General features: G+C 68.4%; 21 protein-coding genes and 1 pseudogene. 8 read left to right on the top strand and 14 right to left on the bottom strand.

Features of this window, described 5'->3' with window-relative positions:
• Positions 1–12 precede the first annotated feature (12 nt).
• Positions 13–1134, top strand: coding sequence for a uroporphyrinogen decarboxylase (hemE, locus tag ACQP2O_RS32405; RefSeq protein WP_433171693.1), 1122 nt, complete (start codon positions 13–15; stop codon positions 1132–1134).
• 149 nt (positions 1135–1283) lie between these two features.
• Here hemE and ACQP2O_RS32400 read toward each other — a convergent pair.
• The 7 genes and pseudogenes from ACQP2O_RS32400 to ACQP2O_RS32370 form a co-directional block, all read right to left on the bottom strand.
• A pseudogene (locus tag ACQP2O_RS32400) lies at positions 1284–1655 on the bottom strand (transposase); the annotation flags it as partial.
• Positions 1656–1775: 120 nt separating this feature from the next.
• Entirely contained in the window at positions 1776–2081 is a 306-nt protein-coding gene (locus ACQP2O_RS32395) for a GNAT family N-acetyltransferase (protein ID WP_433171691.1), read from the bottom strand.
• Positions 2082–2230: 149 nt separating this feature from the next.
• Positions 2231–2707 (bottom strand): cupin domain-containing protein, encoded by a 477-nt coding sequence (locus ACQP2O_RS32390; RefSeq protein WP_433171689.1) that lies wholly within the window; start codon positions 2705–2707, stop codon positions 2231–2233.
• 264 nt (positions 2708–2971) lie between these two features.
• Positions 2972–3367 (bottom strand): DUF3592 domain-containing protein, encoded by a 396-nt coding sequence (locus ACQP2O_RS32385; RefSeq protein WP_433171687.1) that lies wholly within the window; start codon positions 3365–3367, stop codon positions 2972–2974.
• On the bottom strand, positions 3358–4059 hold the full coding sequence (locus ACQP2O_RS32380) for a ribosome-inactivating family protein (RefSeq protein ID WP_433171685.1): 702 nt from the start codon (positions 4057–4059) through the stop codon (positions 3358–3360). Before ACQP2O_RS32380 ends, ACQP2O_RS32385 begins: the two co-directional genes overlap by 10 nt.
• A 592-nt stretch (positions 4060–4651) precedes the next feature.
• Positions 4652–5287 carry an MBL fold metallo-hydrolase gene (locus ACQP2O_RS32375; RefSeq protein ID WP_433171683.1) on the bottom strand — a complete coding sequence of 212 codons (636 nt, stop codon included), beginning with the start codon at positions 5285–5287 and terminating at the stop codon, positions 4652–4654.
• Between the two features lie 260 nt (positions 5288–5547).
• A complete protein-coding gene (locus tag ACQP2O_RS32370) occupies positions 5548–6111 on the bottom strand; it encodes a carbonic anhydrase (protein WP_433171681.1) in 564 nt (187 codons plus the stop codon).
• A 246-nt stretch (positions 6112–6357) separates the two neighbouring features.
• On the opposite strand from ACQP2O_RS32370, the gene ACQP2O_RS32365 reads away from it, so the two are divergent.
• Both ACQP2O_RS32365 and ACQP2O_RS32360 read left to right on the top strand, forming a co-directional pair.
• Positions 6358–7314 (top strand): AraC family transcriptional regulator, encoded by a 957-nt coding sequence (locus ACQP2O_RS32365; RefSeq protein WP_433171679.1) that lies wholly within the window; start codon positions 6358–6360, stop codon positions 7312–7314.
• A 405-nt stretch (positions 7315–7719) separates the two neighbouring features.
• Positions 7720–8403 carry a hypothetical protein gene (locus tag ACQP2O_RS32360; RefSeq protein ID WP_433171677.1) on the top strand — a complete coding sequence of 228 codons (684 nt, stop codon included), beginning with the start codon at positions 7720–7722 and terminating at the stop codon, positions 8401–8403.
• Here ACQP2O_RS32360 and ACQP2O_RS32355 read toward each other — a convergent pair.
• Entirely contained in the window at positions 8310–8741 is a 432-nt protein-coding gene (locus tag ACQP2O_RS32355) for an ATP-binding protein (RefSeq protein WP_433171675.1), read from the bottom strand. The genes ACQP2O_RS32360 and ACQP2O_RS32355 overlap by 94 nt on opposite strands.
• A 183-nt stretch (positions 8742–8924) precedes the next feature.
• On the opposite strand from ACQP2O_RS32355, the gene ACQP2O_RS32350 reads away from it, so the two are divergent.
• Positions 8925–9338 carry a DUF302 domain-containing protein gene (locus ACQP2O_RS32350; RefSeq protein ID WP_433171673.1) on the top strand — a complete coding sequence of 138 codons (414 nt, stop codon included), beginning with the start codon at positions 8925–8927 and terminating at the stop codon, positions 9336–9338.
• Positions 9339–9365: 27 nt separating this feature from the next.
• Here the strand turns inward: ACQP2O_RS32350 and ACQP2O_RS32345 are convergent, their stop codons facing one another.
• Positions 9366–9683, bottom strand: a complete 318-nt coding sequence (locus ACQP2O_RS32345; protein WP_433171671.1) for a hypothetical protein — start codon at positions 9681–9683, stop codon at positions 9366–9368.
• A 99-nt stretch (positions 9684–9782) separates the two neighbouring features.
• Here ACQP2O_RS32345 and ACQP2O_RS32340 point away from each other — a divergent pair, with 99 nt between their 5' ends.
• Positions 9783–10973, top strand: a complete 1191-nt coding sequence (locus ACQP2O_RS32340) for an IS630 family transposase (RefSeq protein ID WP_433171669.1) — start codon at positions 9783–9785, stop codon at positions 10971–10973.
• A 28-nt stretch (positions 10974–11001) separates the two neighbouring features.
• Here the strand turns inward: ACQP2O_RS32340 and ACQP2O_RS32335 are convergent, their stop codons facing one another.
• The 3 genes from ACQP2O_RS32335 to ACQP2O_RS32325 form a co-directional block, all read right to left on the bottom strand.
• Positions 11002–11583 carry an SMI1/KNR4 family protein gene (locus ACQP2O_RS32335; protein WP_433191229.1) on the bottom strand — a complete coding sequence of 194 codons (582 nt, stop codon included), beginning with the start codon at positions 11581–11583 and terminating at the stop codon, positions 11002–11004.
• Positions 11584–12156: 573 nt separating this feature from the next.
• Positions 12157–14331, bottom strand: a complete 2175-nt coding sequence (locus tag ACQP2O_RS32330; RefSeq protein ID WP_433171667.1) for a TerD family protein — start codon at positions 14329–14331, stop codon at positions 12157–12159.
• Positions 14332–14444: 113 nt separating this feature from the next.
• A complete protein-coding gene (locus tag ACQP2O_RS32325; RefSeq protein ID WP_433171665.1) occupies positions 14445–14780 on the bottom strand; it encodes an STAS domain-containing protein in 336 nt (111 codons plus the stop codon).
• 173 nt (positions 14781–14953) lie between these two features.
• Here ACQP2O_RS32325 and ACQP2O_RS32320 point away from each other — a divergent pair, with 173 nt between their 5' ends.
• Together ACQP2O_RS32320 and ACQP2O_RS32315 are read left to right on the top strand one after the other, a co-directional pair.
• The gene (locus ACQP2O_RS32320; RefSeq protein WP_433171663.1) at positions 14954–15277 is read left to right on the top strand and encodes a helix-turn-helix transcriptional regulator; all 324 of its coding nucleotides are present in this window, start codon (positions 14954–14956) and stop codon (positions 15275–15277) included.
• Between the two features lie 212 nt (positions 15278–15489).
• A complete protein-coding gene (locus tag ACQP2O_RS32315; protein WP_433171661.1) occupies positions 15490–16620 on the top strand; it encodes a hypothetical protein in 1131 nt (376 codons plus the stop codon).
• 107 nt (positions 16621–16727) lie between these two features.
• Here the strand turns inward: ACQP2O_RS32315 and ACQP2O_RS32310 are convergent, their stop codons facing one another.
• Both ACQP2O_RS32310 and ACQP2O_RS32305 read right to left on the bottom strand, forming a co-directional pair.
• Entirely contained in the window at positions 16728–17348 is a 621-nt protein-coding gene (locus tag ACQP2O_RS32310) for a hypothetical protein (RefSeq protein WP_433171659.1), read from the bottom strand.
• A gap of 425 nt (positions 17349–17773) precedes the next feature.
• On the bottom strand, positions 17774–18748 hold the full coding sequence (locus tag ACQP2O_RS32305) for a PP2C family protein-serine/threonine phosphatase (protein ID WP_433171657.1): 975 nt from the start codon (positions 18746–18748) through the stop codon (positions 17774–17776).
• Positions 18749–19211: 463 nt separating this feature from the next.
• Here ACQP2O_RS32305 and ACQP2O_RS32300 point away from each other — a divergent pair, with 463 nt between their 5' ends.
• Positions 19212–19577: a histone-like nucleoid-structuring protein Lsr2 gene (locus ACQP2O_RS32300; protein WP_433171655.1), complete on the top strand. Its 366-nt coding sequence runs from the start codon at positions 19212–19214 to the stop codon at positions 19575–19577.
• The last annotated feature ends 469 nt before the right edge of the window (positions 19578–20046 follow it).

The following is a 20046-nucleotide window of genomic DNA, read 5'->3' as shown; positions in this document are numbered from 1 at the left end:
GAATGGAACAGCGTGGACATCGGCACACGGGAAGAAGTCAGTCCGAAGCCGGTATCCGGCACCGTCCAGCCGAAGAAGCTGCTCCTGCGCGCGCTCGCGGGAGAGCAGACCGAGCGGCCGCCGGTATGGCTGATGCGGCAGGCCGGACGGTACCTGCCCGAGTACCACCGGGTCCGTGAGGCCGCCGGGGGCATGGTCGGGCTCTGCAACTCGCCCGAGCACGCCGTCGAGGTCACCCTGCAGCCGATCCGCCGCTTCCCGCTCGACGCCGCAATCGTCTTCGCGGACCTTCCGCAGGTCGCCGCCGCACTGGGCCAGACCCTCGATTACCGGGTCGGTGAGGGCCCGATCCTGACGCCCCCCGTCCGCTCCGCAGCGGACATAGCCGGGTTCCTGAGCGCCTCCCGCCTCCACGAGGAACTGGCCCCGATCTACGAGACCGTCCGGCGGCTGACCCGCGCTCTGCCTGCCGAGGTGACCCTGATCGGCTACGCCGGTGCGCCGTGGACCATCGCCACCTACATGGTCGAAGGACGCGGCGGCGGCCCGTCGGAGCACTCCGTCGTCAAGCAGTGGGCCTTGAGCGACCCCGACGGGTTCCAGCCCCTGATCGACCTGCTCACCACCGCCGTCACCCAGTTCCTGGACCGCCAGATCGAGGCAGGCGCGGAAGCAGTCCAGCTGTTCGACACCTGGGCCGGGATACTCCCGGCCCATCTCTTCGAACGCTGGTGCGCCGAGCCGGCCGCCGCGATCACCGCAGCGCTGAAGGCCAAGCACCCGGAAGTTCCCGTCATCGCCTTCCCCCGGGGCGCCGGGCTCGGCTATGGCGCCTTCGCCGAGGCCACTGGAGCCGACTGCATCGGCCTGGACACCACGGTCCCCCTCGAATGGGCCGCGCAAAAGCTGCAGCGCGGCCTGGGCCGCTGCGTGCAGGGCAACCTCGATCCCCAGCTCCTGGTCGCCGGCGGCCCCACGCTCCAGGCCGAGACAGACCGCATCCTGCGCGCTCTGAGCGGAGGGCCGTTCGTGTTCAACCTGGGACACGGCATCGTCAAGACCACGCCCCCGGAGCATGTCGCTGCCCTGGTCGAGCAGGTACGCGCTTGGACCACACCCGCGCCACCGCACTAGCCTCGCCGTTTCGGTTGAGATGAGGCGGCTGCGTTGATCATCAACTGTTGGGTGGTCGAGGCGATTCCGCTTCCCGGGCATCGTGGAGTCCCGGCGCATTGGTCGGGTTCTCCGGGTCCTTCGGGTCGTGGGTGGGCGGGGGCCGCAGGTCAGTCAACCGGTCGGGGCAGTGCGGCAAGTCGGTGGAAAGCCGTGGCCAGTTCGTGTCTCCAGGGCCAGGTCGCCGAGATCCGCAGGCGGAGGCGGCGTCCACCGCGGGTGAGACGGGCGGCAACGTGTAGCAGCCGGTAGCGAAGTTTCTTGGGCTCGGCTGCGGCGAGTTTTCCATCCAGCAGGAGGACGCGGGCCCAGGCGAGGAGATCGATCGCCGTGAGGCTGAGTTCAAGCCAGGTGGCGTTGACGTCGAAATGGCGGGAGGGGAAGCGGCCGAAGCCAGTGTTCTTGCCGCACCGGATGTGGTCCTCAACGGTGGCGTGTCCACGGTGGCGGACCTCAAGGAACTGTGCGGAGCCGCCGCCGGAGTAAAAACTGCCTTCCGCCCGGACCGACACAACCCCTCGACAAGGTTCATCATCCCAGCTCAGAAGGCACTTTCGTATGTCCTCCCCGCTTCCGGCCTCATCTCAACCGAAACGGCGAGGTCAGTCGCCGAGGACCCGCTCCCACAGCAGCGCGTCCCGCCAGCTCCCGTCGAGAAAGATCGAGGAGTGCGCGACGCCGTACGGGCTGAACCCGTTGCGGCGCAGCACCCGCTGCGACGGCAGATTCTCCAGATTGGTGGACGCCTCGGCGCGGTGCAGCCCGAGTTCGTCCGTCATCACCCGGAGTACGAGCCCGACGGCGTGCCCGGCGTGCCCTTGATTCTGGGCGACGCTGGCGATCCAGTATCCGACGGAGCCACGGCGCAGGTGCGGCTGCGGCAGGATGCCACGGAAACCGGCGTTCACGCGTCCGGGCGGACCGACCCTTGGTGCTGCATCCAAGGCGATCTGTTGGGACCAGATCCACTCCTTGATACATCGTGTTCTCCAGAACTGCGTCGCGCCCGCTGCCCGGCCGTTGACCACCATCCCAGGGCACCGCGCGCCGATGGATCTCAGTCCTCTGGCAGAACGGTGAGACCGGTGCGCTCTACCAGGTGCGCAATTTGCGCCACCCGGTCCATGTCCCAGACCTCAGGCTGCTCACCGGGGCGCGGATCATCGCCGCCTTCAATGAACAGGTCCTCCGGACCGGCCGGGGTGAACAGGAAGAGAGTTTTGGCCGTGGTGTCGGTGATGTTCTTGAAGCGGTGGCGACGGGTGCGCGGAATGAATACGAAATCACCGGCGCCCGCGACGAAGGTGCGGTCGCCGTCGAGGAATTCCAGTTTCCCGTCCAGGAGGTAGTACGCCTCGTCCTCGGCGCTGTGCGCGTGCGCGATCGGCCCGCTGCCGGGCGGCACGAGCGCCTCGATGAAGGCCAGCGAGCCGACGGTGTGCCGCTTGGTGACCTTCATGGTGTATGCGTCGCCCGAAACCCACTTGGTCAGGCCTTCGCCCGCCGGCACGTACAGAAGTTCACTGTGGCTCATATTCCGTCCTTGCGTTGTCTGTTCAAGCAGTTCCCTTACGACGTCACCCTTCGGGATGTCAGTGCCGTATCAGGCTGCTGCTCCGGTCATAGATCATGACCTGACGTAGCGTCATCTGCATCGTGCTGCAAGGGGTGCGGGGTGGCGACTGGTTCAGGTGGCGGTTGGGTGCGCGCAGGCCGCCCCGTGATCAAAGTATCGTGACGCACGATGATGACGGGGCGTGATCATTGACAGGGTCGACTCCGGGCTGGAATTGCCGGCTCAGGCGGCAATTACGATCATGACCGCGCCGCCGAGCCACATCAAACCCATCAGGAACAAGAGAGCCTGGTTCGCGCGGTGGTGTTTGGTGAGTACCCGCGCGACCTTGGGGTCTTCGGGGGAGTAGAGAAGCGGAACCCGACTGCCCACGGCCAGGTCCAGGCCGTGGCTCGTGAACTCGGTATGACGGCCCTGTCCGTCCGTGAACTCGATGACGGACGCCCAGGTCCAGTCATCGCCGGAACGCTTCCGTTCCCTTTGGGTCACGGTCCCTTCGGTACGCAGTCCGGACCGGCGCAATCGCGACATCAGGCGGCCCTCCCGGACGGAGAGCCTCAGGCACCACGCTCCGGCGCCGGTACACAACGCGCCGAAGAGCATTCCCGTCAACGACACACCTGCTCCCCCTGCCTGTTCGAAGGATTCCCGCGGCTCCGGTGAGCAGCACGCTGACCAGTGCCGTCAGGGATGAGCATGGTCCACCGGGAGGCCCTGCTGTCCCTTCCGGCCGTATCTCGGCTGGCCTTCCGTCTACGCCCGTTCCTCCGCCGGTAGCACGGGAGCCCCTTACCGATGGGAGTCACACGTGTGATGCGACCGGAGCCGGTCAAATACTCGCCGTACAAGTTGCCGGGGGGAGGAACCTGGTTGAGGTTGCCCAGCAGCAGCATCACCACCTGGCGCAGCTGTTGGTAGCTGCCGATGCGTCCGAAGGCGGGTCCGACATAGAGTGGGGGCGGGTTCCCATTCCTCCACTCATATGCATATCGCGACAGCGCGGACCAGTCGTTCTCGAGTTCTTGCAGGCCGTCCGGCAGGCCGGGGGCCTCGTTCCGGCGGTCCGTCATGAGGCGGGTCATCCCGGCGGCCACGGGGCGGAAGCGCGCGGCCTCGGAGACGTACTGGATGAAGAACAGCAGCGCCCTCGCGACGTCCGGGTTCTGGTCGGGCAGCCGCGTGGTCCGCAGGGTGGCCAGCGCGTTGAGCAGGCTGTCGTAGGACAGCCGAATGTTCCCCCCGATCGCGGTGAGCGACCCGGACAAGGTCGATGTAGCTCGAGCCGTAGGGCAGCCGCCTGTGGCCGCCATCGGGTGGCAGGAGATTACGGTCTGGGGAGTTGGCCGCGGCGACGTCCGCCATCGTCTGCTGCAACGGATAGTCGTTGAATGCGAACGTCAGGCCGTCGGGAGTGGTGAAGCCCCGCAGATACATGTTGTTGGGGGTGAACCACAGGATCAGCCCCGTGTCGTGGACGATGTCGACGCGCAGGAGCGCGCTCGTTGCCCTGCGTCTGCCCGACGCCCTCGTCCCACCGGTGGGCGGCAGCAGCCTGCACGCCCTGGAGGAACGCGTCATACTCTTGCGCCTCCACTGGGCTGGCTCCGAACAGTGTCAGCGTGATGTGGCTGATGCGGCGGTCGGGGGTGTCGGCGCTGGCCTGGCCGGCGTCGGCCAGGCCAGCGGTCGCACCGAGCACTAGCGGTCGCACCGAGCACCAGCGTGAGGATCAGGGCCAGCAGCCGGGACAGTGCCCTGCCACCGATTCTCCGAATGTTCAGCATGGGGAATCCTTGCCTTTCTGCGGTCAATGGATACCTGCCCGTCAGCATGACGACGGACGCGGACCTCCTGGTCGCCGCGCGGTCGCCGGACAGTCGCGCGGCGGGCTGAGCCCGAATCTCAGACCGTGACGCTCTCGCCGACCTCAAGGGACATCAGCGGCACACCGGTCAGGTCGCCGATGAACCGCGCGAACGAGGCACCCTCACCTTCGCTCAACGTGAGGTCGTGGATCCGGATAGAACGCGACGGCTTCGCGGCTCGCACGAAGTCGATGCCCTCGCCGAGACTGGTCCACGGGCCGCTCGCCGGCACGAGCAGCGTCTGGACCGCGACGTCAGGCACGAAGTAGGAGTCGCCGGGGTGGTAGACGGTGCCGTCGATCAGGTAGGCGAGGTTGGTCATGAGCGGGAGGTCGGCGTGGACGGCCGCGTGGTGCTCGCCGAAGACGGCCACGTGGAATCCTGCGGCTTCGAAGCTGTCGCCGGCGGAAACCGCGACGACACGACCGTCGTGCACGCCGAGCTCGATCGCGACGTTTGTGGGTGCCCACACGTGTAGCGACGGCTGAGCATCGAGAGCTGCTTTCAAGATGCCGGCGTCGAAGTGGTCAGGGTGGTCGTGCGTGATGAGCACGGCCGTCGTGCCGGCGACGAGCTCTGCCGAGTTGGGCGTGTACGCCCCCGGGTCGATCACGAGGGTGGATTCGTCCTTGGTGAGGACGACGGTGGAGTGCGTGTGTTTCGTGAGTTCCACGTGGACATCCTGACGAGTTGAAGGGGAGCAGCTTCGCTTGACTGGGCACGTCACGCCGGTCTGGACAAGGTCGTCGATGCCACCCCGGTCACGTCGGCGCCGTCAACCGGCTCATCGTTGACCGGCTCACCCAGACACAGGTCCGCCAGCCAAAGCGGTTGGGCTCGAGCATGGCGGGTCCGTGAGTCGCGGACCGGATCCCGCCGACTCGCGCCGCAATAAGCTCGAGATGAAGGCGGCAGGTCGGAATCTGGGAGCCGTCACCTATGCCTGGGGCCGCCGGGGTGTACGACGGTGGTGACTGTGCCGGTCTTCAGGTCGTACACGTATCCGCCGATCTTGACGTTCTTGATCCCCGGCTCGAGCTCCGGTGCGCTGCGCAGCGCGGCGACATCGTCCAGGACGGTCTTCGCCGGCTCCAGCACCGCCATCGCGGCGGACGTCTCGTCGTCCCAACCACCGCGGGCGACGTAGCCCGCGCGCAGTTCGTCGTCAGCGAGCAGCCCTGAACCGCAGTCCGTGTGATGGATCACGGCGATCTCGAACCAGTCGGCGTCGGGGGTCTTGTTCTCGTGCAGGTGCACGATCCACGCGAGGTCCTTGATCACAGCCGGGGTCACGCGGCCGCCGATGTTACGCGCGACGATCGCCTCTCCGAGCGGAATGCCCAGCACGGCTGCGGGCTCCACCCGTGGGTCGACGCAGGTGATCAGGTACAACTGTCCGAATGGGATGAACGGGATCTCCGGAACCTTGTCCTTGGCGTCGGTGGCGGCAAAAGCCCTGTTGTGTTCCAAGTACGGCGCAAAGTTGGACGACGGCATGCGCGTTTTCCTTCACTCGATGACCAAATGGTGTGATCAGGCAATGGTGGGAGGGAATCATGGGTGACTCGACCCCGTCGGGGCCGGCTCCGAGCCCAGCAGCGGTGGTCCAGCGGGATGCGTTGTCGGGTTAAGGTGACCGTCGCTCGGATCGGGTGCTGCTTGTGAGCGATGCCATCACGCTATGCACAACCGTCCGTACTGTGAATGATTGACAGTCCGTATTTCTTGCGCGACAGTACGGCGGTGGTCGATGACCAACTGTCCGAGGCCTTGGACCTCGTCGAGGTCCGCGGGGTGCTGTCCAGTGGTATCGCGGAGCGGGGCCCCTGGGTGGTCCGCGTGCCTACCGCTTACCCGCTGAAGTCGTCCGCCGCTGTCTCGCTGAAGTTCTTCGCGATGGTGCGCGGCCGGGCTCGGCTGTCCACCGACGGCGTCGACGGGCCGATCGAGCTCGAGCCAGGCGACGTCGCGGTCCTCAACCGCCGGACGTGGGTGCAGGTCGAGGGCGGCGCCGGCGACGGGCCACGCCGCGAGATCCTGCCCGAGGTCGGTGTGTCCTCCGCCCGCCTCATCGGCGCCGCCAGTGGTGTGGACGACATGCTCATCGGCGGTCGTATCGAGCTCAACCCGGCCGGTGACGCGCTGCTGCTGGAGGCGCTTCCCCCGCTGGGGCACATCCGGGCGGAGGCCGCCCTGCGCGACAGGCTGCACTGGCTGTTCGACGAAGTGACCGGGAACCGGATGGGCTCGGCGTTCGCGATCCGGCAGCACGGGCAACTCCTGCTGCTGGAGGTGCTGCGCGCGTATGTCGACCAGGCCGAGCTGCCCCCGGGCTGGCTGCGGGTGCTGACCGACGAACGGCTGCGGCCGGCGCTGCGTCTCATGCACGCCGAACCTGGAAGGCACTGGGGCCTGGAGGAACTGGCACGCGAGGCGGCCATGTCGCGGACGACGTTCGCCGAACGCTTCCGCGCCGTCGCGGGCGTGCCGCCGCTGGCCTACCTCAACCGCTGGCGGATGCTGCTCGCCCGGCGGGCCCTGCGCGACAGCGACGTCCCCGTCCGGTCACTGGCCGCCGAACTGGGCTACACCTCGGAGAGCGCATTCAGCAACGCGTTCAAACGCGAGGTGGGCGAGTCACCGCTACGCCACCGACACCGGACGCGCAGCGAACTTACAGCAGTCCGTGCCCGGCAGTAGTCAGTCAGGGACGTTAGTGGGGGCGCTCAGAAGCAGAGCCCGCGCCGGACACACCCGTGGCGTCGGCAAGATCCGCCAGCAACCGTGCACCGGCATGCCCGACGACCCACGAACCATCGGCACTGACATAGACCTTGGGACGCAACCCGATACCCTGCACGTAGAAAGTGCCCTCCGCATGGACCGACAGAACCCCTCAGCAAGGTTCATCGTCCCAGGTCAGGAAGGCACTTTCGCGTTTCCGCCTCGCCAGCCGCCAAACCCAAGCGAAACGGCGAGGCTAGCTGGAACACCAGGCGCCGGCTACATGCCGAGTCAACCGCTTCGCGGAACGGGTGCCAATTACCTTGGCACAGCGGCCGGCGACGACAATCCGACAGCGTCCCTGTGGGAAATTGGTGGATCGTGACCAGCTCCAATGAGATCGCGTATCCGAGCCGGTCGGCTGCCCGTCGTCTGATCCTTGTCACGGGGCAGGAAGGCGCGGGCAAGACAACGATCATCCGCGCGTTGTTGCCGCACACGCCACGTGGGGCACGGATCGATGCCGAAGACCTGGGCCAGGTCAACCCATGTCTGTTCGACGATGCGTTCTGGCGGCTGCTGCGAGCCAATGTTGCAGCCCTCGTCCGCAACTACTGGGCTGCGGGCTTCGAGAACGTCATCGCCGGAAGCTTCTTCACCACACGCGATGACTTCTTGCGCTTCCGCGAGCTCGTCCCCGAGGTCGAGGAGGTGTACATGGTCCAGTTGCTCGTACAGCCACATGAGCGCCGGCATCGTCGCCTCACACGCGCCAAGCGGACCACGCAGGAGTGGCGCGACATGGTGGATCAATTCGACACGGTCGACACGACGATCGCCGACAACCAGGACGGCTACCGGTACGTCGCCGTCGACGGCACGGGAATGACGCCCGAGCAGACGGTAACAGCGATCGTGCGTGAGCTCCCAGAGATATACGGGCCGCGGCTCTCGAACATACAAGACACGGCCTATATGTGCTCCGATGGAGTGGCGGCGACTCGGGCCCAGACCCATTTGCCAGGGGAACGGCCGGTGCTCGGATCGATGGGGTCGGGACGGTAGCCCCACTCCAGTGCGAGCGCGTCGATGATGAGCAGGCCGCGATGGCCGTTCGCGTTGAGGTCGGCCTCGGCGAGATCCAGGTCGTCCAGGGTGAGGTCGACCGTGGCCGTTGGTGCGGGACGGCCGAGGCTGGAATCCCATACGGCGATGTAGACCACGCCGTCCTCCCAGCGGCACACGAAGCGGATGACCTCGCCGGGAGTCGCCCTAATCGCGTTCGTCACTATTTCGGTCGCTACAAGCATCGCGTCGTATGAAATATCCGAATAGCCCCACTTTTTCAGGCTTCGCTCCATCAGCCTGCGGGTGAAGCCGGGAGCCGCCGTAGATGCGGGCATGCATATCCGGATATCTTCGGTCATGGTCGCCGCCGTTTCTCTGATCTTGACGTGATTCTAGATCCTTCTGCCGAGAAAATGCGTCTTTCTGGCTACAGTCAGGCGTGTCCGTAACGATCGACGACCTGCGGGCGGCGTGGCGAGTGCGGAAAGGTCGCGCTCCGCCGAGAAGGTGGGGAACGAATGAGTGAACACGGCATGGTGACGGTTGCCAGCGACTGGCCCGTCGGTGAGACGATCGACCGCTTGCAAGCCGTGGTAATCGGTGTCGGCCTGTTCGTATTCGCGCGAATCGACCATGCGGGCAATGCCGCTCAGATCGGGATGGAGCTTCGCCCGACGGAACTCCTGATCTTCGGCAATCCCCGCGGCGGCACTCCACTGATGCAGGATCGGCAGACCAGCGGCATCGACCTGCCGGTGAAGGCCCTCGCCTGGCAGGACCAGGATGGCAAGGTGTGGCTGACCTACAACAGCGCCTCCTGGATCGCCGAACGGCACGGGCTCGGCCCCGAAAGCGAGATCGCCGTCGGGGCCATCGAGACGGGTCTCGCGCGGCTCGTCCAGCAGGCAGCCGGCCCGGCGGCCATCACTTAGTGGTCCTGCCCGTAAGTCCTTCGGGGATCAGTGGCCGAGGTAGAGGCCACAGGCGCAGTCGAGGGCTTCTTGGGGGGTGCCGATGGGCAGGCCGGTGGGCAAGATCTGGTTCTCGTACTTGCCGCTGCTGGCGAGGTAGAGGCCGAATCCCCAGGTGGAGGCCGATCGGCCGTAGCGCAGTCGGATGAGGGGCAGCCGATCGCCGTCGGCCAGTTCGCCCTCGACGTAGGCGAACTGGCCGTGGTAGCGGACGTGCAGGCCGGTCAGTTGGGTCCAGTGATCGGCGGCGTGCCGGCGCAGCCGCTGGGCCAAAGAGGTCTTGGTCGAGTCCGGGATCGCGGGCATGGGCTTATCTTGCCGTCCTCGGCGTGTCGATCGTTCAAGGGCGGCAGTGACCAGGAATGGTCGGGCGGTCCCCCTTCGTTGATCTTGGAGAGCGTCCGCGTGCCCGTCCCCCGTGCCCGCCAGATCGCGCTGGCCGCGTCCGAACGGCGTCGGCTCAAGCGGCTGGCCCACTATCGCACTGCCCCGTTCCAGCAGGTTGTCCGTGCCAGGCTCGTCTTGGACGCCGCTCATGGTTACTCCAACGCCCGCATCGCCGTGCGGCGGCACGTTCATCTCGACACCGTCCGGACCTGGCGCGGCCGGTACGCCGACCAGGGCTTGGAGGGGTTGAAGGACCGGCCCCGCCCGGGTCGGCCGCCCCGTCTCACCCCGCTCCAGCAGGCCACGGTCAAAGCGCTGGCCTGTCAACTGCCGGCCGAGACCGGAGTACCGCTGGCACGATGGAGCAGCAGCGACCTGGCCACCGAGGCGATCACGCGGGGGCATCGTCCCGGCGATCTCGGCCTCGAGCGTCCGACGGATCCTGGCCGCCGACACTCTCAAGCCGTGGCAGCACCAGTGTTCATCCGCGACCCCGACTTCCAGACCAAGGCCGCCCGGATCCTGGACCTCTACCAGCGGGCCTGGAACGGCCGGCCGCTCGGCGACGAGGAGTACGTGATCTCCTCGGACGAAAAGACCTCCATCCAGGCCCGCTGCCGCTGCCACCCCACCCTGCCACCCGGCGCCGCCCGCATGATGCGCCTCAACCACGAATACGATCGCGGCGGGTCCTTGGCCTACCTGGCCGCCTACGACGTCCACCGCGCCACGGTGTTCGGGCACTGCGCGGCCAAGACCGGGATCGTTCCGTTCATGACCTTGGTGGAGAAGGTCATGACCAGCGAGCCCTACACTTCCGCCAAACGGGTGTACTGGGTCGTCGACAACGGCTCCTCCCACCGCGGCAAGGCAGCCGTGGACCGCCTTGCCCGGGACTTCCCGAACGCGGTAATGGTCCACACTCCGGTGCACGCCTCGTGGTTGAACCAGGTGGAGATCTTCTTCTCCATCGTGCAGCGCAAGGTCGTCACACCCAACGACTTCACCAGTCTTGACCAGGTCGAAGACCGGCTGACCACCTTCGAGCGCCGCTACAACGAGACCGCCCGGCCCTTCAAATGGAAGTTCACGCCGGCCGACCTCAAGGACCTCTTGGCCCGGATCGAGCGACACGAACAGAAAGAGCACCATTCCCAGCAGCCCACCGGCTACGATCACCAGCCTGCCGCACTCCAGCCAGCAGCGTAACCCTCGAAGAGCTTACCGGCGGAACCATTTAGTTCTCTTTTTCGGCGAGCCTTATCATCAGATCCTTGCTCGCGTGGAACAGTTCGGCAAAGCTCAGGTACTCCTCGGCCTTTCCGTATTTGGGCGCGAACTCGTAGGCGGTCCACTCGCCGTCCGGGTGAATCGCGGCGGGATCGAGCAGCCACAAATCCTCACCGCTGGTGATCACCAGGGCACGCCGGAACAGCGCGAGCAGCTCATTGGGCTCGCTCTCCTCCTGCTCCACTTCGGTGTAGACGCCGATCAGGTCCTCACCCATGCCGGTGTTGCGCAGCCAGTCGATCTCGGCGCAAGGACTGACCTCGTGGACCCACCCGCCGACCCCCTGCCAGCCGTCGGTGACGGTCAGGAAGGCCCGCAGGCTGGGCGGGAACCGGATGCCCAGGCGCTGCTCGGCGGCCGCGATGGTTTGCACGTCCACGGGCTCGGCGCCCAGCCAGTGGCTCTCGATCTGCTCGGCGGTAAGGCGTGAGCGTTGGTACTCGTTCGCGGTCTGCACATACACCCCGCCGTACTCGACCAGGTAGCCACGCCAGTCCTCAGCGGTGCGCGGCGCATCCCCGACAGACATGTCCGTCACGTCAGCGTTCCTCTCCTCCGGGAAGTTCCACCGTCATTCTGGACCAGCGGCCACCACGGCACTCCCGCATCGGCGCGACACCAGGGAAACCCCCCGAAGTACTTCCGAGACCGACCACTTAGCCGAGACGAGCAATGCCGTGCTCAGGGCCCACCGGCGGCGGTCGGCGGGCCCTCAGGTCGTAGCGAAGAGAGCGAGGAGACTAAGAGCAGGAAAGGCTGAGAAGGAAGTTCCCTCATGGCCTCGCTGATCAGTGACCGTAGCCACTCATCGACCGGGAATCAACTCGTTAACCGGTCCTACTTCGGCACGGCCATTTCCCTCAAGGCGGACCAGTCCTCTTCAGGCGCCTTCATGTTCACGATTCGCCGTCTCAAGGATCAAAGCATGGGATGTCGACAGTCCGCGAAGATGGCTCGCCGGGCGCAAAGGTGACGTGAGGGCTCGCCGACTGCCGTCGGCGAGCCCTCATGTCACGGCGAGGAGAGCGAAGGGACTAGGACAGTCCGCAGCTGAGAAGGAAGTCCCCTCATGGCCTCGCCGGCCAGCGACCGTAGCGGACCGCTACTCCGGGATCAACTCGTTAAGCCGGTCCTGTGCGTACACCTCGGAGCCGGCCGGCAGGTCCTCCGGGCGTTCGAGCCCGATGAACGTCACCGGACCGTCGAACTCCATGCCCGGCTCGTAAGGCGTCACCGTCCCGGCCTTGGCGGCCAGCCGATCGACCAGGTACGACATGGGCAGGTAGCGGCGCTCCAGGACGCCGCGGGCCAGCATCGTCGTCGACACGCGGTTGGTCTCGACCCGGTTCGCCCAGCTGGCGCCGCGCAGGTACAGGTGCATCCAGCGCGCCGACCAGCGGCCGTCGTCGCCCCGGGCGAACACCACCGGCAGCGCGACCCGCCCGGTGCCCCGCAGATCCGACTTCATCCGCACCGTGCGCGGCTCGAACGGCTGGCCCGCCTGGTCGGGGCCGCGGAGCATGAACCCGAAGAACGACTCGGCGACCTGCGTGAAGCCTTCCCCGGAGTAGATGTTCACCTGCGGTAGGACGTACCGGGCCGTGACGTGCTCCAGGTTCAGGTCGATGAACTCCGACGCGCCCGTCGGAGCGTCGACGATGTCACCGGAGTGCACCGCGCCGCCGCCTTCGAGTCGCGTCCACGAGACCTGCCCGGCCGGGGCGAACGCGTCGTCGAGGAGCAGCACCGACAGGTCGAAGTCGGTCGTCTCGCGGGCCTGCCGCCAGTACACGAAGAACCGCAGCGCCTCGCCGTCGATCGGCATGACCGACCCGCGCGGCACCACGCCGAGACCGTTCGGCGCGGTCTTGTTCGTCAGCGGCACGGTCAGGTCGAACACCGCCGGGTCGACCACGATCCGGTCCCACGCGGGCAGGCGACGGGTCAGTTCCTCGTCCAGGATCGTGGTGAGGCGCCGTACGACGGGCTCCGGCAGCGGCGGCCGGTCGTCCGGGCGGGTCCAGGCGCGGGCCTCGCGGTTGACGAAGATGCGTGCGGCGTCCGGTGCGGTCCGGTTGGCGACATGCTCGCGTACGCCCAGGATCACGCGGCCCGACACACGGCCGATCGTCTCGCGTACGGCGGTGAGCGCCGCGTCCAGCTCGGCGGGCGTCGCGGTGCGCAGCACCCGGTCCAGCGACCGGAACAGCATGCCCGGGGCGATGGTCAGCAGCGACACCACCTCGCCGACGTGCTCGTCGGCGAACGCCAGCTCCACCCGGCCGGCGAGCGACCGTACGACCGTCTCGCCCCGGGCGACGGCGAACACCTTCAGCGCGTGCGGCACGTCCGGGTACTCGTGAGGATGCAGGCGCTCGCCGAGTCGCTTCCACATCTCCCGGTGACGGCCGACGTCGGCGACCTTGGCCGGGCCGTCCCGTACGACCTCGTCCAGGGCGGTGAGCAGCGCGCGGCGCCGAGCACGCGGGAACGACCGGAACCGCGTCGGCTCAGCCAGCGAGACGTCCCCGTCCGACATCGCGCACGCGAGCCGCAGCACGTCGGTGACCGTGTCCACGCGTACGGGCCTGCCCGCCGCCAGCCACGCCCGGTTGACGACGGCGAGGCTCTCCCGGCTCGGGATCGTCTCCGGCTGCGCACCGTCGACGCAGGCGGCGGCGAGCTCGCCGAGCAGCTCGAGGTCCGCGTCGCCGAGCGGGATCGGGCTCCCGGCCAAGGCCAGGAAGAGCTCCTGCGCCTCCTCGGCGAGCGACCGGCCCAGATGCAGAACGGTGAGCCGGTCCTTCAGCGACGGGATCAGCTCGTCGTGCGCGGCGAGCATCTCCTCGTACGTGTGCTGGTACCGGCCGTACTTCGCGAGACGCAGCAGGTCGACCCGGCCGGTGGCCACCATCGTCCGCAGTTCGTCGTCATCGGGCTGCTCGTCGGCGGGGCGGGTGCGGACCACCGCGTCGCGCAGGCACTCCAGCCAGAAGTCGACGGTGTCCGGCACGTTCGCCGGGAAGTCGCGGAAGTAGACGTTGTGCTGGACGTGGTCCCCGACGAGCGCGCGGACCGCCGCCAGGATCCGTACGCCCGTGTCCATGGCGACGCCGGCGTCGACGCGCGACAGGTGCACCAGCAGCTCTCCGGACGCCTTGAATCCGACACTCAGCAACGCGGCGTCCAGCTGGCGGGCGACCGTGCCGCCATCGCCTTCGGGCCCCGCCGTCATCGGCACGCGCAGCGTCTTCTGAATGATCCCTGTCTCGAGCATGACTCTTCCGCGATCGGTGGTAAGCGGCGCCGCTCAGCATGACACTCCGGACGGAGCGCGGCATAACCGTTATCGCAGTGAGCGTTCCCGGCCGACGAGACCGGTCGCGAGGGTCAGAGGGACATCATGCGGTCGCTCAGGCGGCGGACGCAGGGGGCGACGTTGAGCAGCCGGGGGCGGGGTCTGGCCGTGGAGGCGAGGAGGACGCGCCAGCCGGAGACGTCGATGAAGCGGAGCCCGGTGGTGTCGACCGACACCTGACCCCATCGCGCGGTGACCCGGGCCAGTGCGTCGGCGAGGGCCGCGCTGTTGGTGATGTCGATGTCGCCCCTGAGCAGCACGGTGTCCGGTGGGGTCACCTGGACGATGCTGAGCTGGTCGTCCTCGTAGAGCACGAGACTCGCCTCCGGCGGGACGGCTTCGGTTGCGTGGCCGTTACGCTCTGCCATGACGGCCACTAACATCACGAGGGTGCACTCGCATGTGCCGCCTCTCCGACCACATGCTTCGAGGATGCCCGTACGGCAGAAGCACGTCAACTGATACCGGAAACCCAGTTCGTAGAATGCTCTTGAGAGCACCCGCGATGACCGGCCCAGACGCAGATCGGACGAGCACCACGATGGCCACGTCCCAGGGCGGCGAACCAGCGAGACAGTGGACGTTCCTGACGAACCACGCCCGCGTTCTCCTGGAGATCGCCCGAAACCCGCAGGCGCGGCTTCGGGACATGGCGGCCATCGCCGGCATCACCGAGCGGGCGGCGCAGACGATCGTGACCGATCTTGAGGCCGCCGGCTACCTCACCCGGACCCGCGTCGGCCGCCGGAACCACTACAAGATCGACCCCAGCCGCCGGTTCCGCCATCCCGCGGAGGCGGACCACCGGATCGAGGGCCTGCTCGCCCTCTTCACTCACCGTGAGGAGAGCCAGGAGCAGGAGTAAGCCGATCCGCTCGTGGTCACACGACGCAGTCGCCGCCCGGCGGACCCGCCGAGGTGTCCGCTTTACCGAAGCCGGGCCGACCTGGGCATTGACGGAACGGTTTTCTTCGCGCACCGTCGAAGGTGGAGTTTCGCCTTCACTCTCTGAGGTGATTCGACGCGATGCCAGGTCCGGTCCCGCCTTCCGGTGTGTCCGCGAGGCCGAGAGGGAGAGTGCACGGTGACGCCATCACCGTGCTCGCCGGCCGTGTGTTCGCGCACACCCGCCCGTCCGACGCGTCCGACGTGGTCGCGTTGCTCGGCCCGGACGACGGCGGGCTCGTGCTGACGGGCGCCAACCCCGTCCGCGCGGCCCGGCGATGCCGGGAGGAACAGGCGTTCGGCGGTCCCATCCTGTTCGACCTCGCGGCGGCCGAAGGGAAGATCGCCACCCGGGAGCGGCCCTTCGACGAGAGCGGCGACCGGCTGGTGGAGACCACGCTGGCGGAACACGTCCAAGGACAGATCGACGCGGGCGCCGACGCGGCGCTCACCCCGACCCTGTACCTGCGCGCGGGAGACTTCGGCGCCCTCGAGGCCGCCGCCGAGGGCGCGGCCGGGCTCGGCCGCGACGATGTCATCCTGTCGCTGCCGATGGACGCCGGATGGCTGGCACCCGGCCTGATCGACAAGGTCATCGGCCTCCTCACCGAGGTGTCACTCGCCAAGGCGGTCATGCCGGGCGGCCAGTTCAACCCGCCGCAGCGGGTGATGGACGGCGCCCTGGGCCTGCGCCGCCTGGTCACCGAGGTGCCGAACGTCGCCCTCTTCCGTACGGACCTGGCCGGGCTGGACGCGGTGGCGCAGGGCGGCCTGGCCGCGTCGATCGGGACCAGCAGCGCGCTACGGCACATCGTCCCGCCGGGGGAGGCCGCCGCGTACGGACAGCCGAACGGCAGGCCGGACGACCGCTCGCCGGGCGTCCTCGTCCCGGACCTGATGGCGTACGTGCGCGGAAGTGTGCTCGCCGGGCGGTTCGGCGACCGGCCGGCGCCACCATGCCGCTGCACCCGATGCGGCGGCCGGAGCATCGTCAGCTTCCTCCGTCAGGAGGACTGGAAGGACGCGCGCCTGCACGGCGTGGCAGTCTGGTCGGAGTGGGCGCGCAACCTCCGCTACCCCGACTCGCCCGCCGGCCGCCGCCGCTACTGGCGGCAGCTGTGCCGGGACGCGATCGCCGCCCACGCCCGCTACAACACACTCGTACGGGCCCGTGAACCGGTGTTCGTGCCGCCGGAGTCCCTGTGGGTGTGGGCCGGCGAGGACACCACACCCGCGCCCGCCATCGCTGCGCCAGCGGGATGAGAGGACGCCGCGCCTGCGGCTATGGCGGTGCGGTGAGAGGGCGTCGCGCTCGCGCCCGACGCCGCCACTTCGATGCGGTGGGGACGCAGCGCCTGCGGCAGCCGTGGCTATTCCGGTGCGGTGAGCGTCCGCAGGTGGAGCTCCTCGGCGAACGCCCATCCGGCCGGTGCGTGCGCCCGGTCGCGGAACGGCTCCGGCGGCACGACCACTCGGGTCCCCGCCACGAGACCGACACCCCAGTAGTCGGCCTCCGCCCGCGCCTCGTCCAGATCCGCCGGAAGACCCGGCAGGACCACCATCCGCGCGCAGTAGGCGCCGAACCGGCCCGCGCGATCCAGGCCGGACCGCCACGACACCGCCTGAACGATGGCGAGCTCGGCGCGCAACGGCCGCCGCAACAACCGGACGACGCCCGCCGGGGTGAGGTCGGCGCATCCGGCCGGCAGCTCCCGGATGGCGCGGATCTCCTTGGCCGACAGTGCCTCCCAGGGGACCGTCCCCCCGGCCGGCAGCCCGAGCAGGACGTCGAGCAGGTCGACGCGGGTGATTCCCGTTAGGCCGACGGCGGCCCGGCGCCGCTGCTCGGCCTCGTCGGGAGCGTAGGCCATCGTGACGTCGACACCGCGCATCCGCACGCGCGCCAGCCGCGGGCCGACCGCCGATGGCACGACCCCGATCACGGGTGGCGCGTCCGCGGGGATGGTCGCTCGGGATCCGGTCGCCGTCATAGCGGTCCAGCCTCCCATGAGTAGCCGACATGGTCGCGTGCGGCCTCACGTTCACCCGCCCACACCCTCACCGCCGCCCGACCCGGGCCGCATCGGCACCGTCCACGCCTCGCGCTCGCCGGTCGCCTGGCCGTGACCGGGCGGGACGAGGGGTGGGCGACCGCCGTCGGAAGGTCCGGCACCGCGTGGCCCTTCCGCGCACGCCGCGACCTCGGACGGCCAACGCCGACCGGCGCACCGGCTGGCCCTCCCAACCGACCACCAGTCGCGCGTCCTGCTCTCCACTGGCCACCCTCGTCCGTCGCCTGACCCGGCCGCATCTACGCCGGCCGCGCCCGCACCGTCGCTCGACCACGGCCGCGCTTCGTCCGCGCGCGGCCTCACCACGTCGGACACCAGGCCCTGCGGTCGCCGGGTCGGCGGGCTCACCGTCGCCGGATCAGGAGCATCGCGGCGTCGTCGGCGATGGGGCCACCGACGTGGCGGAGTACGTCCGCGCGCAGGTCGGCGAGTGCTCGCTCCGGGTCGGAGGCCGCGAGCAGGTGCGCGCGTTCGGCCAGCGGGTAGAAGCCGCCCGCGCCGTCGCGGGCTTCGATGACCCCGTCGGTGTACAGCAGCATCTGGTCCGCGGGCGCGAATTTGATCGTGTACGGGCGAGGGTGCGCGTCGACGAGGTCGGAGAGCCCGAACGGCGGCGCGACGTCGTCGGGTTCGGCGAAGGCGCCGTCGCCACCGCCGCGCAGGATGAACGGCGACGGGTGGCCGTAGTTGAGCAACGTCACAGTCTCGCCCTCACCGAATTCGGCGAGGACGGCCGTCACGAACTTCTCTCCGGAGCTCTCATCGACCGGCCCTTCGGATCGCTGCGCGGACAGCCGCCGTCGCAGCGCCGCCTCGATGCGCGTGGCGACACCGGTGAGATCGGGCTCGTCGTAGGCCGCTTCCCGGAACGCCCCGAGGACGTCGGCCGCGGTCTCCACCGCCTCCAGCCCCTTGCCTTGGACGTCGCCGACGATGACGCGGACGCCGGAGGGGGTCAGGGTGACCTCGTAGAGGTCACCGCCGATGCGGGCCTCGGCCGTCGCGGAGGTGTAGCCGACCGCGATGCGCATGGGGCCGACACGCCGGGGGACCGGGCGCAGCAACACCCGCTGCGCCACCTCGGCGATGGACCGGACGTCGGCGAGCAGACGCTCGCGCCTCTGCCGGTCGGCGCTGGCGAACACACTCGCCGCGGCCACGCCGGCCATCGTCACGAGCGTGAGGGTGTTCTGTTTGCGGCCCAGCGTGTGGTGGTGGTAGCTGAGCGCCGCGCAGAGGCCTATTGCGGTGAACCCCACGACCGCGGTGCGTCGGATGCCGCACCACAGGCTCGCGAACGCGGGACCCAGGACGAGCATGGGCCGGAATATAATCTCCGGGCTCGCCCAGAAGTCGATCAGGCCGACGATTGCGAGCATGCCGAACGGCAGGCACCGCAGTCGTGGCCCGGGCATCGAGCCTGGCTTCTCGCTTATGGCGCACCCCCAGCTCGTGACTTTGTTTGTGGGGAGAATAGCGTCGGCGCGCGGTCGGCTTCGTGCTTTCCAGCAGGCCGGTCGGCTCGGGCGATATGCCGTCCGTCGCTCGAGACCTCGCGTGTGGCGAGCGATGAGCGGGATATTGTCAAATAATACCGCAAAGAGGAGAGAAGAGGGAAAGTTATCGAGCGAATGGCGTCCGCCTTGCGGCGGTTCCGCCGATCGGTCCCGGTGACGGGGATCACCAGGGGCGATGGCCCGTGGCGCACGGGCGCGCGTCACGAACTGTCGTACGCTCGTATTATCCTATCCCCCGACAAGTAAGCTGAGAAAGGAACACCTCGTGGCGACGAAAGTCGTAATGGTGGATGATTTTGATGGGCATGACGGCGAAGACGTCGCGAAGCGGGATTTCGAGGTTTCCGGCGTAACGTACACCATCGATCTCGGCGATGAGAACTTCAAGCGCCTCGAAGAGCTCCTCGACGCGCTGGCGCCGTATATCGAGAAGGCGGCCAAGGTCAAGCAGGCGGGCCGGGCGCGCAAGAGCACGGCCGACGCGGCACCGCGTCTGCGCGGCTACTCCAACAGCGACGTTCGCGAGTGGGCCGCCGCCGAGGGCATCGAGGTGAGCGAGCGCGGGAAGATCGCCGACGAGGTCTACGAGAAGTTCGTCGAAGCCCACCCGGACGCCAAGCCGGAGGAGTGAGGCCGCGGCCCCTCCGAGGGGCCGCCGAAGCGTCTCAGAGCCGCCGTCGGCCGGGGTGGCGGGGCGACGTCCAGCCGGGAGCGGCGAGGTGACGGCCGGCCGCGCGCCCTGGCCGGCGAGGAGATGACGTCCGGCTGATCCAGGCGCGGGCGCGTGCTGATCGCGTCGGGTTCGTACGGCGCGTCGATCATCCGGCACTCTGCCGGCGGGGCTGGCGTTCGGCTGGGCATCTTGGTCGCCTCGGAGATGACGTTCGGCTGGGCATCCTGCCGACAGGGCTGTGTCCGGCGGGGTCGACGTTCGGCTGGGTGCCCTGGCCGGCTCGGCACCCTGCCGGCAGGACGATGTCCGACCGGCAGGGTGACATCCGGCCACAGCAGCCTCGCCGGCAGCGCTCGGGCGCATCCAACAGGTGGCGCACGTCCGTCTGGCGGGCCGCATCCAACAGGCGGGGCGCGTCCGTCTGGTG

This window comes from Actinoallomurus sp. CA-150999, assembly GCF_050942425.1.
Classification (GTDB): domain Bacteria; phylum Actinomycetota; class Actinomycetes; order Streptosporangiales; family Streptosporangiaceae; genus Actinoallomurus.
The sequence above is the reverse complement of the archived record's forward strand: the minus strand, read 5'-3'. Positions and strand labels throughout refer to the sequence as shown.

Excerpts from the sequence above, each read along its gene's own strand:
- ACQP2O_RS32305 (WP_433171657.1), bottom strand. The coding sequence starts at position 18,748 with ATGCTCGTCCTGGGTCCCGCGTTCGCGAGCCTGTGGTGCGGCATCCGA.
- ACQP2O_RS32370 (WP_433171681.1), bottom strand. The coding sequence starts at position 6,111 with ATGCCGTCGTCCAACTTTGCGCCGTACTTGGAACACAACAGGGCTTTT.
- ACQP2O_RS32320 (WP_433171663.1), top strand. The coding sequence starts at position 14,954 with ATGGCCACGTCCCAGGGCGGCGAACCAGCGAGACAGTGGACGTTCCTG.
- ACQP2O_RS32390 (WP_433171689.1), bottom strand. The coding sequence starts at position 2,707 with ATGAGCCACAGTGAACTTCTGTACGTGCCGGCGGGCGAAGGCCTGACC.
- ACQP2O_RS32335 (WP_433191229.1), bottom strand. The coding sequence starts at position 11,583 with ATGTCTGTCGGGGATGCGCCGCGCACCGCTGAGGACTGGCGTGGCTAC.
- ACQP2O_RS32345 (WP_433171671.1), bottom strand. The coding sequence starts at position 9,683 with ATGCCCGCGATCCCGGACTCGACCAAGACCTCTTTGGCCCAGCGGCTG.
- ACQP2O_RS32380 (WP_433171685.1), bottom strand. The coding sequence starts at position 4,059 with ATGGCGGCCACAGGCGGCTGCCCTACGGCTCGAGCTACATCGACCTTG.
- ACQP2O_RS32330 (WP_433171667.1), bottom strand. The coding sequence starts at position 14,331 with ATGCTCGAGACAGGGATCATTCAGAAGACGCTGCGCGTGCCGATGACG.
- ACQP2O_RS32310 (WP_433171659.1), bottom strand. The coding sequence starts at position 17,348 with ATGACGGCGACCGGATCCCGAGCGACCATCCCCGCGGACGCGCCACCC.
- ACQP2O_RS32325 (WP_433171665.1), bottom strand. The coding sequence starts at position 14,780 with ATGGCAGAGCGTAACGGCCACGCAACCGAAGCCGTCCCGCCGGAGGCG.
- ACQP2O_RS32355 (WP_433171675.1), bottom strand. The coding sequence starts at position 8,741 with ATGCCCGCATCTACGGCGGCTCCCGGCTTCACCCGCAGGCTGATGGAG.
- ACQP2O_RS32350 (WP_433171673.1), top strand. The coding sequence starts at position 8,925 with ATGAGTGAACACGGCATGGTGACGGTTGCCAGCGACTGGCCCGTCGGT.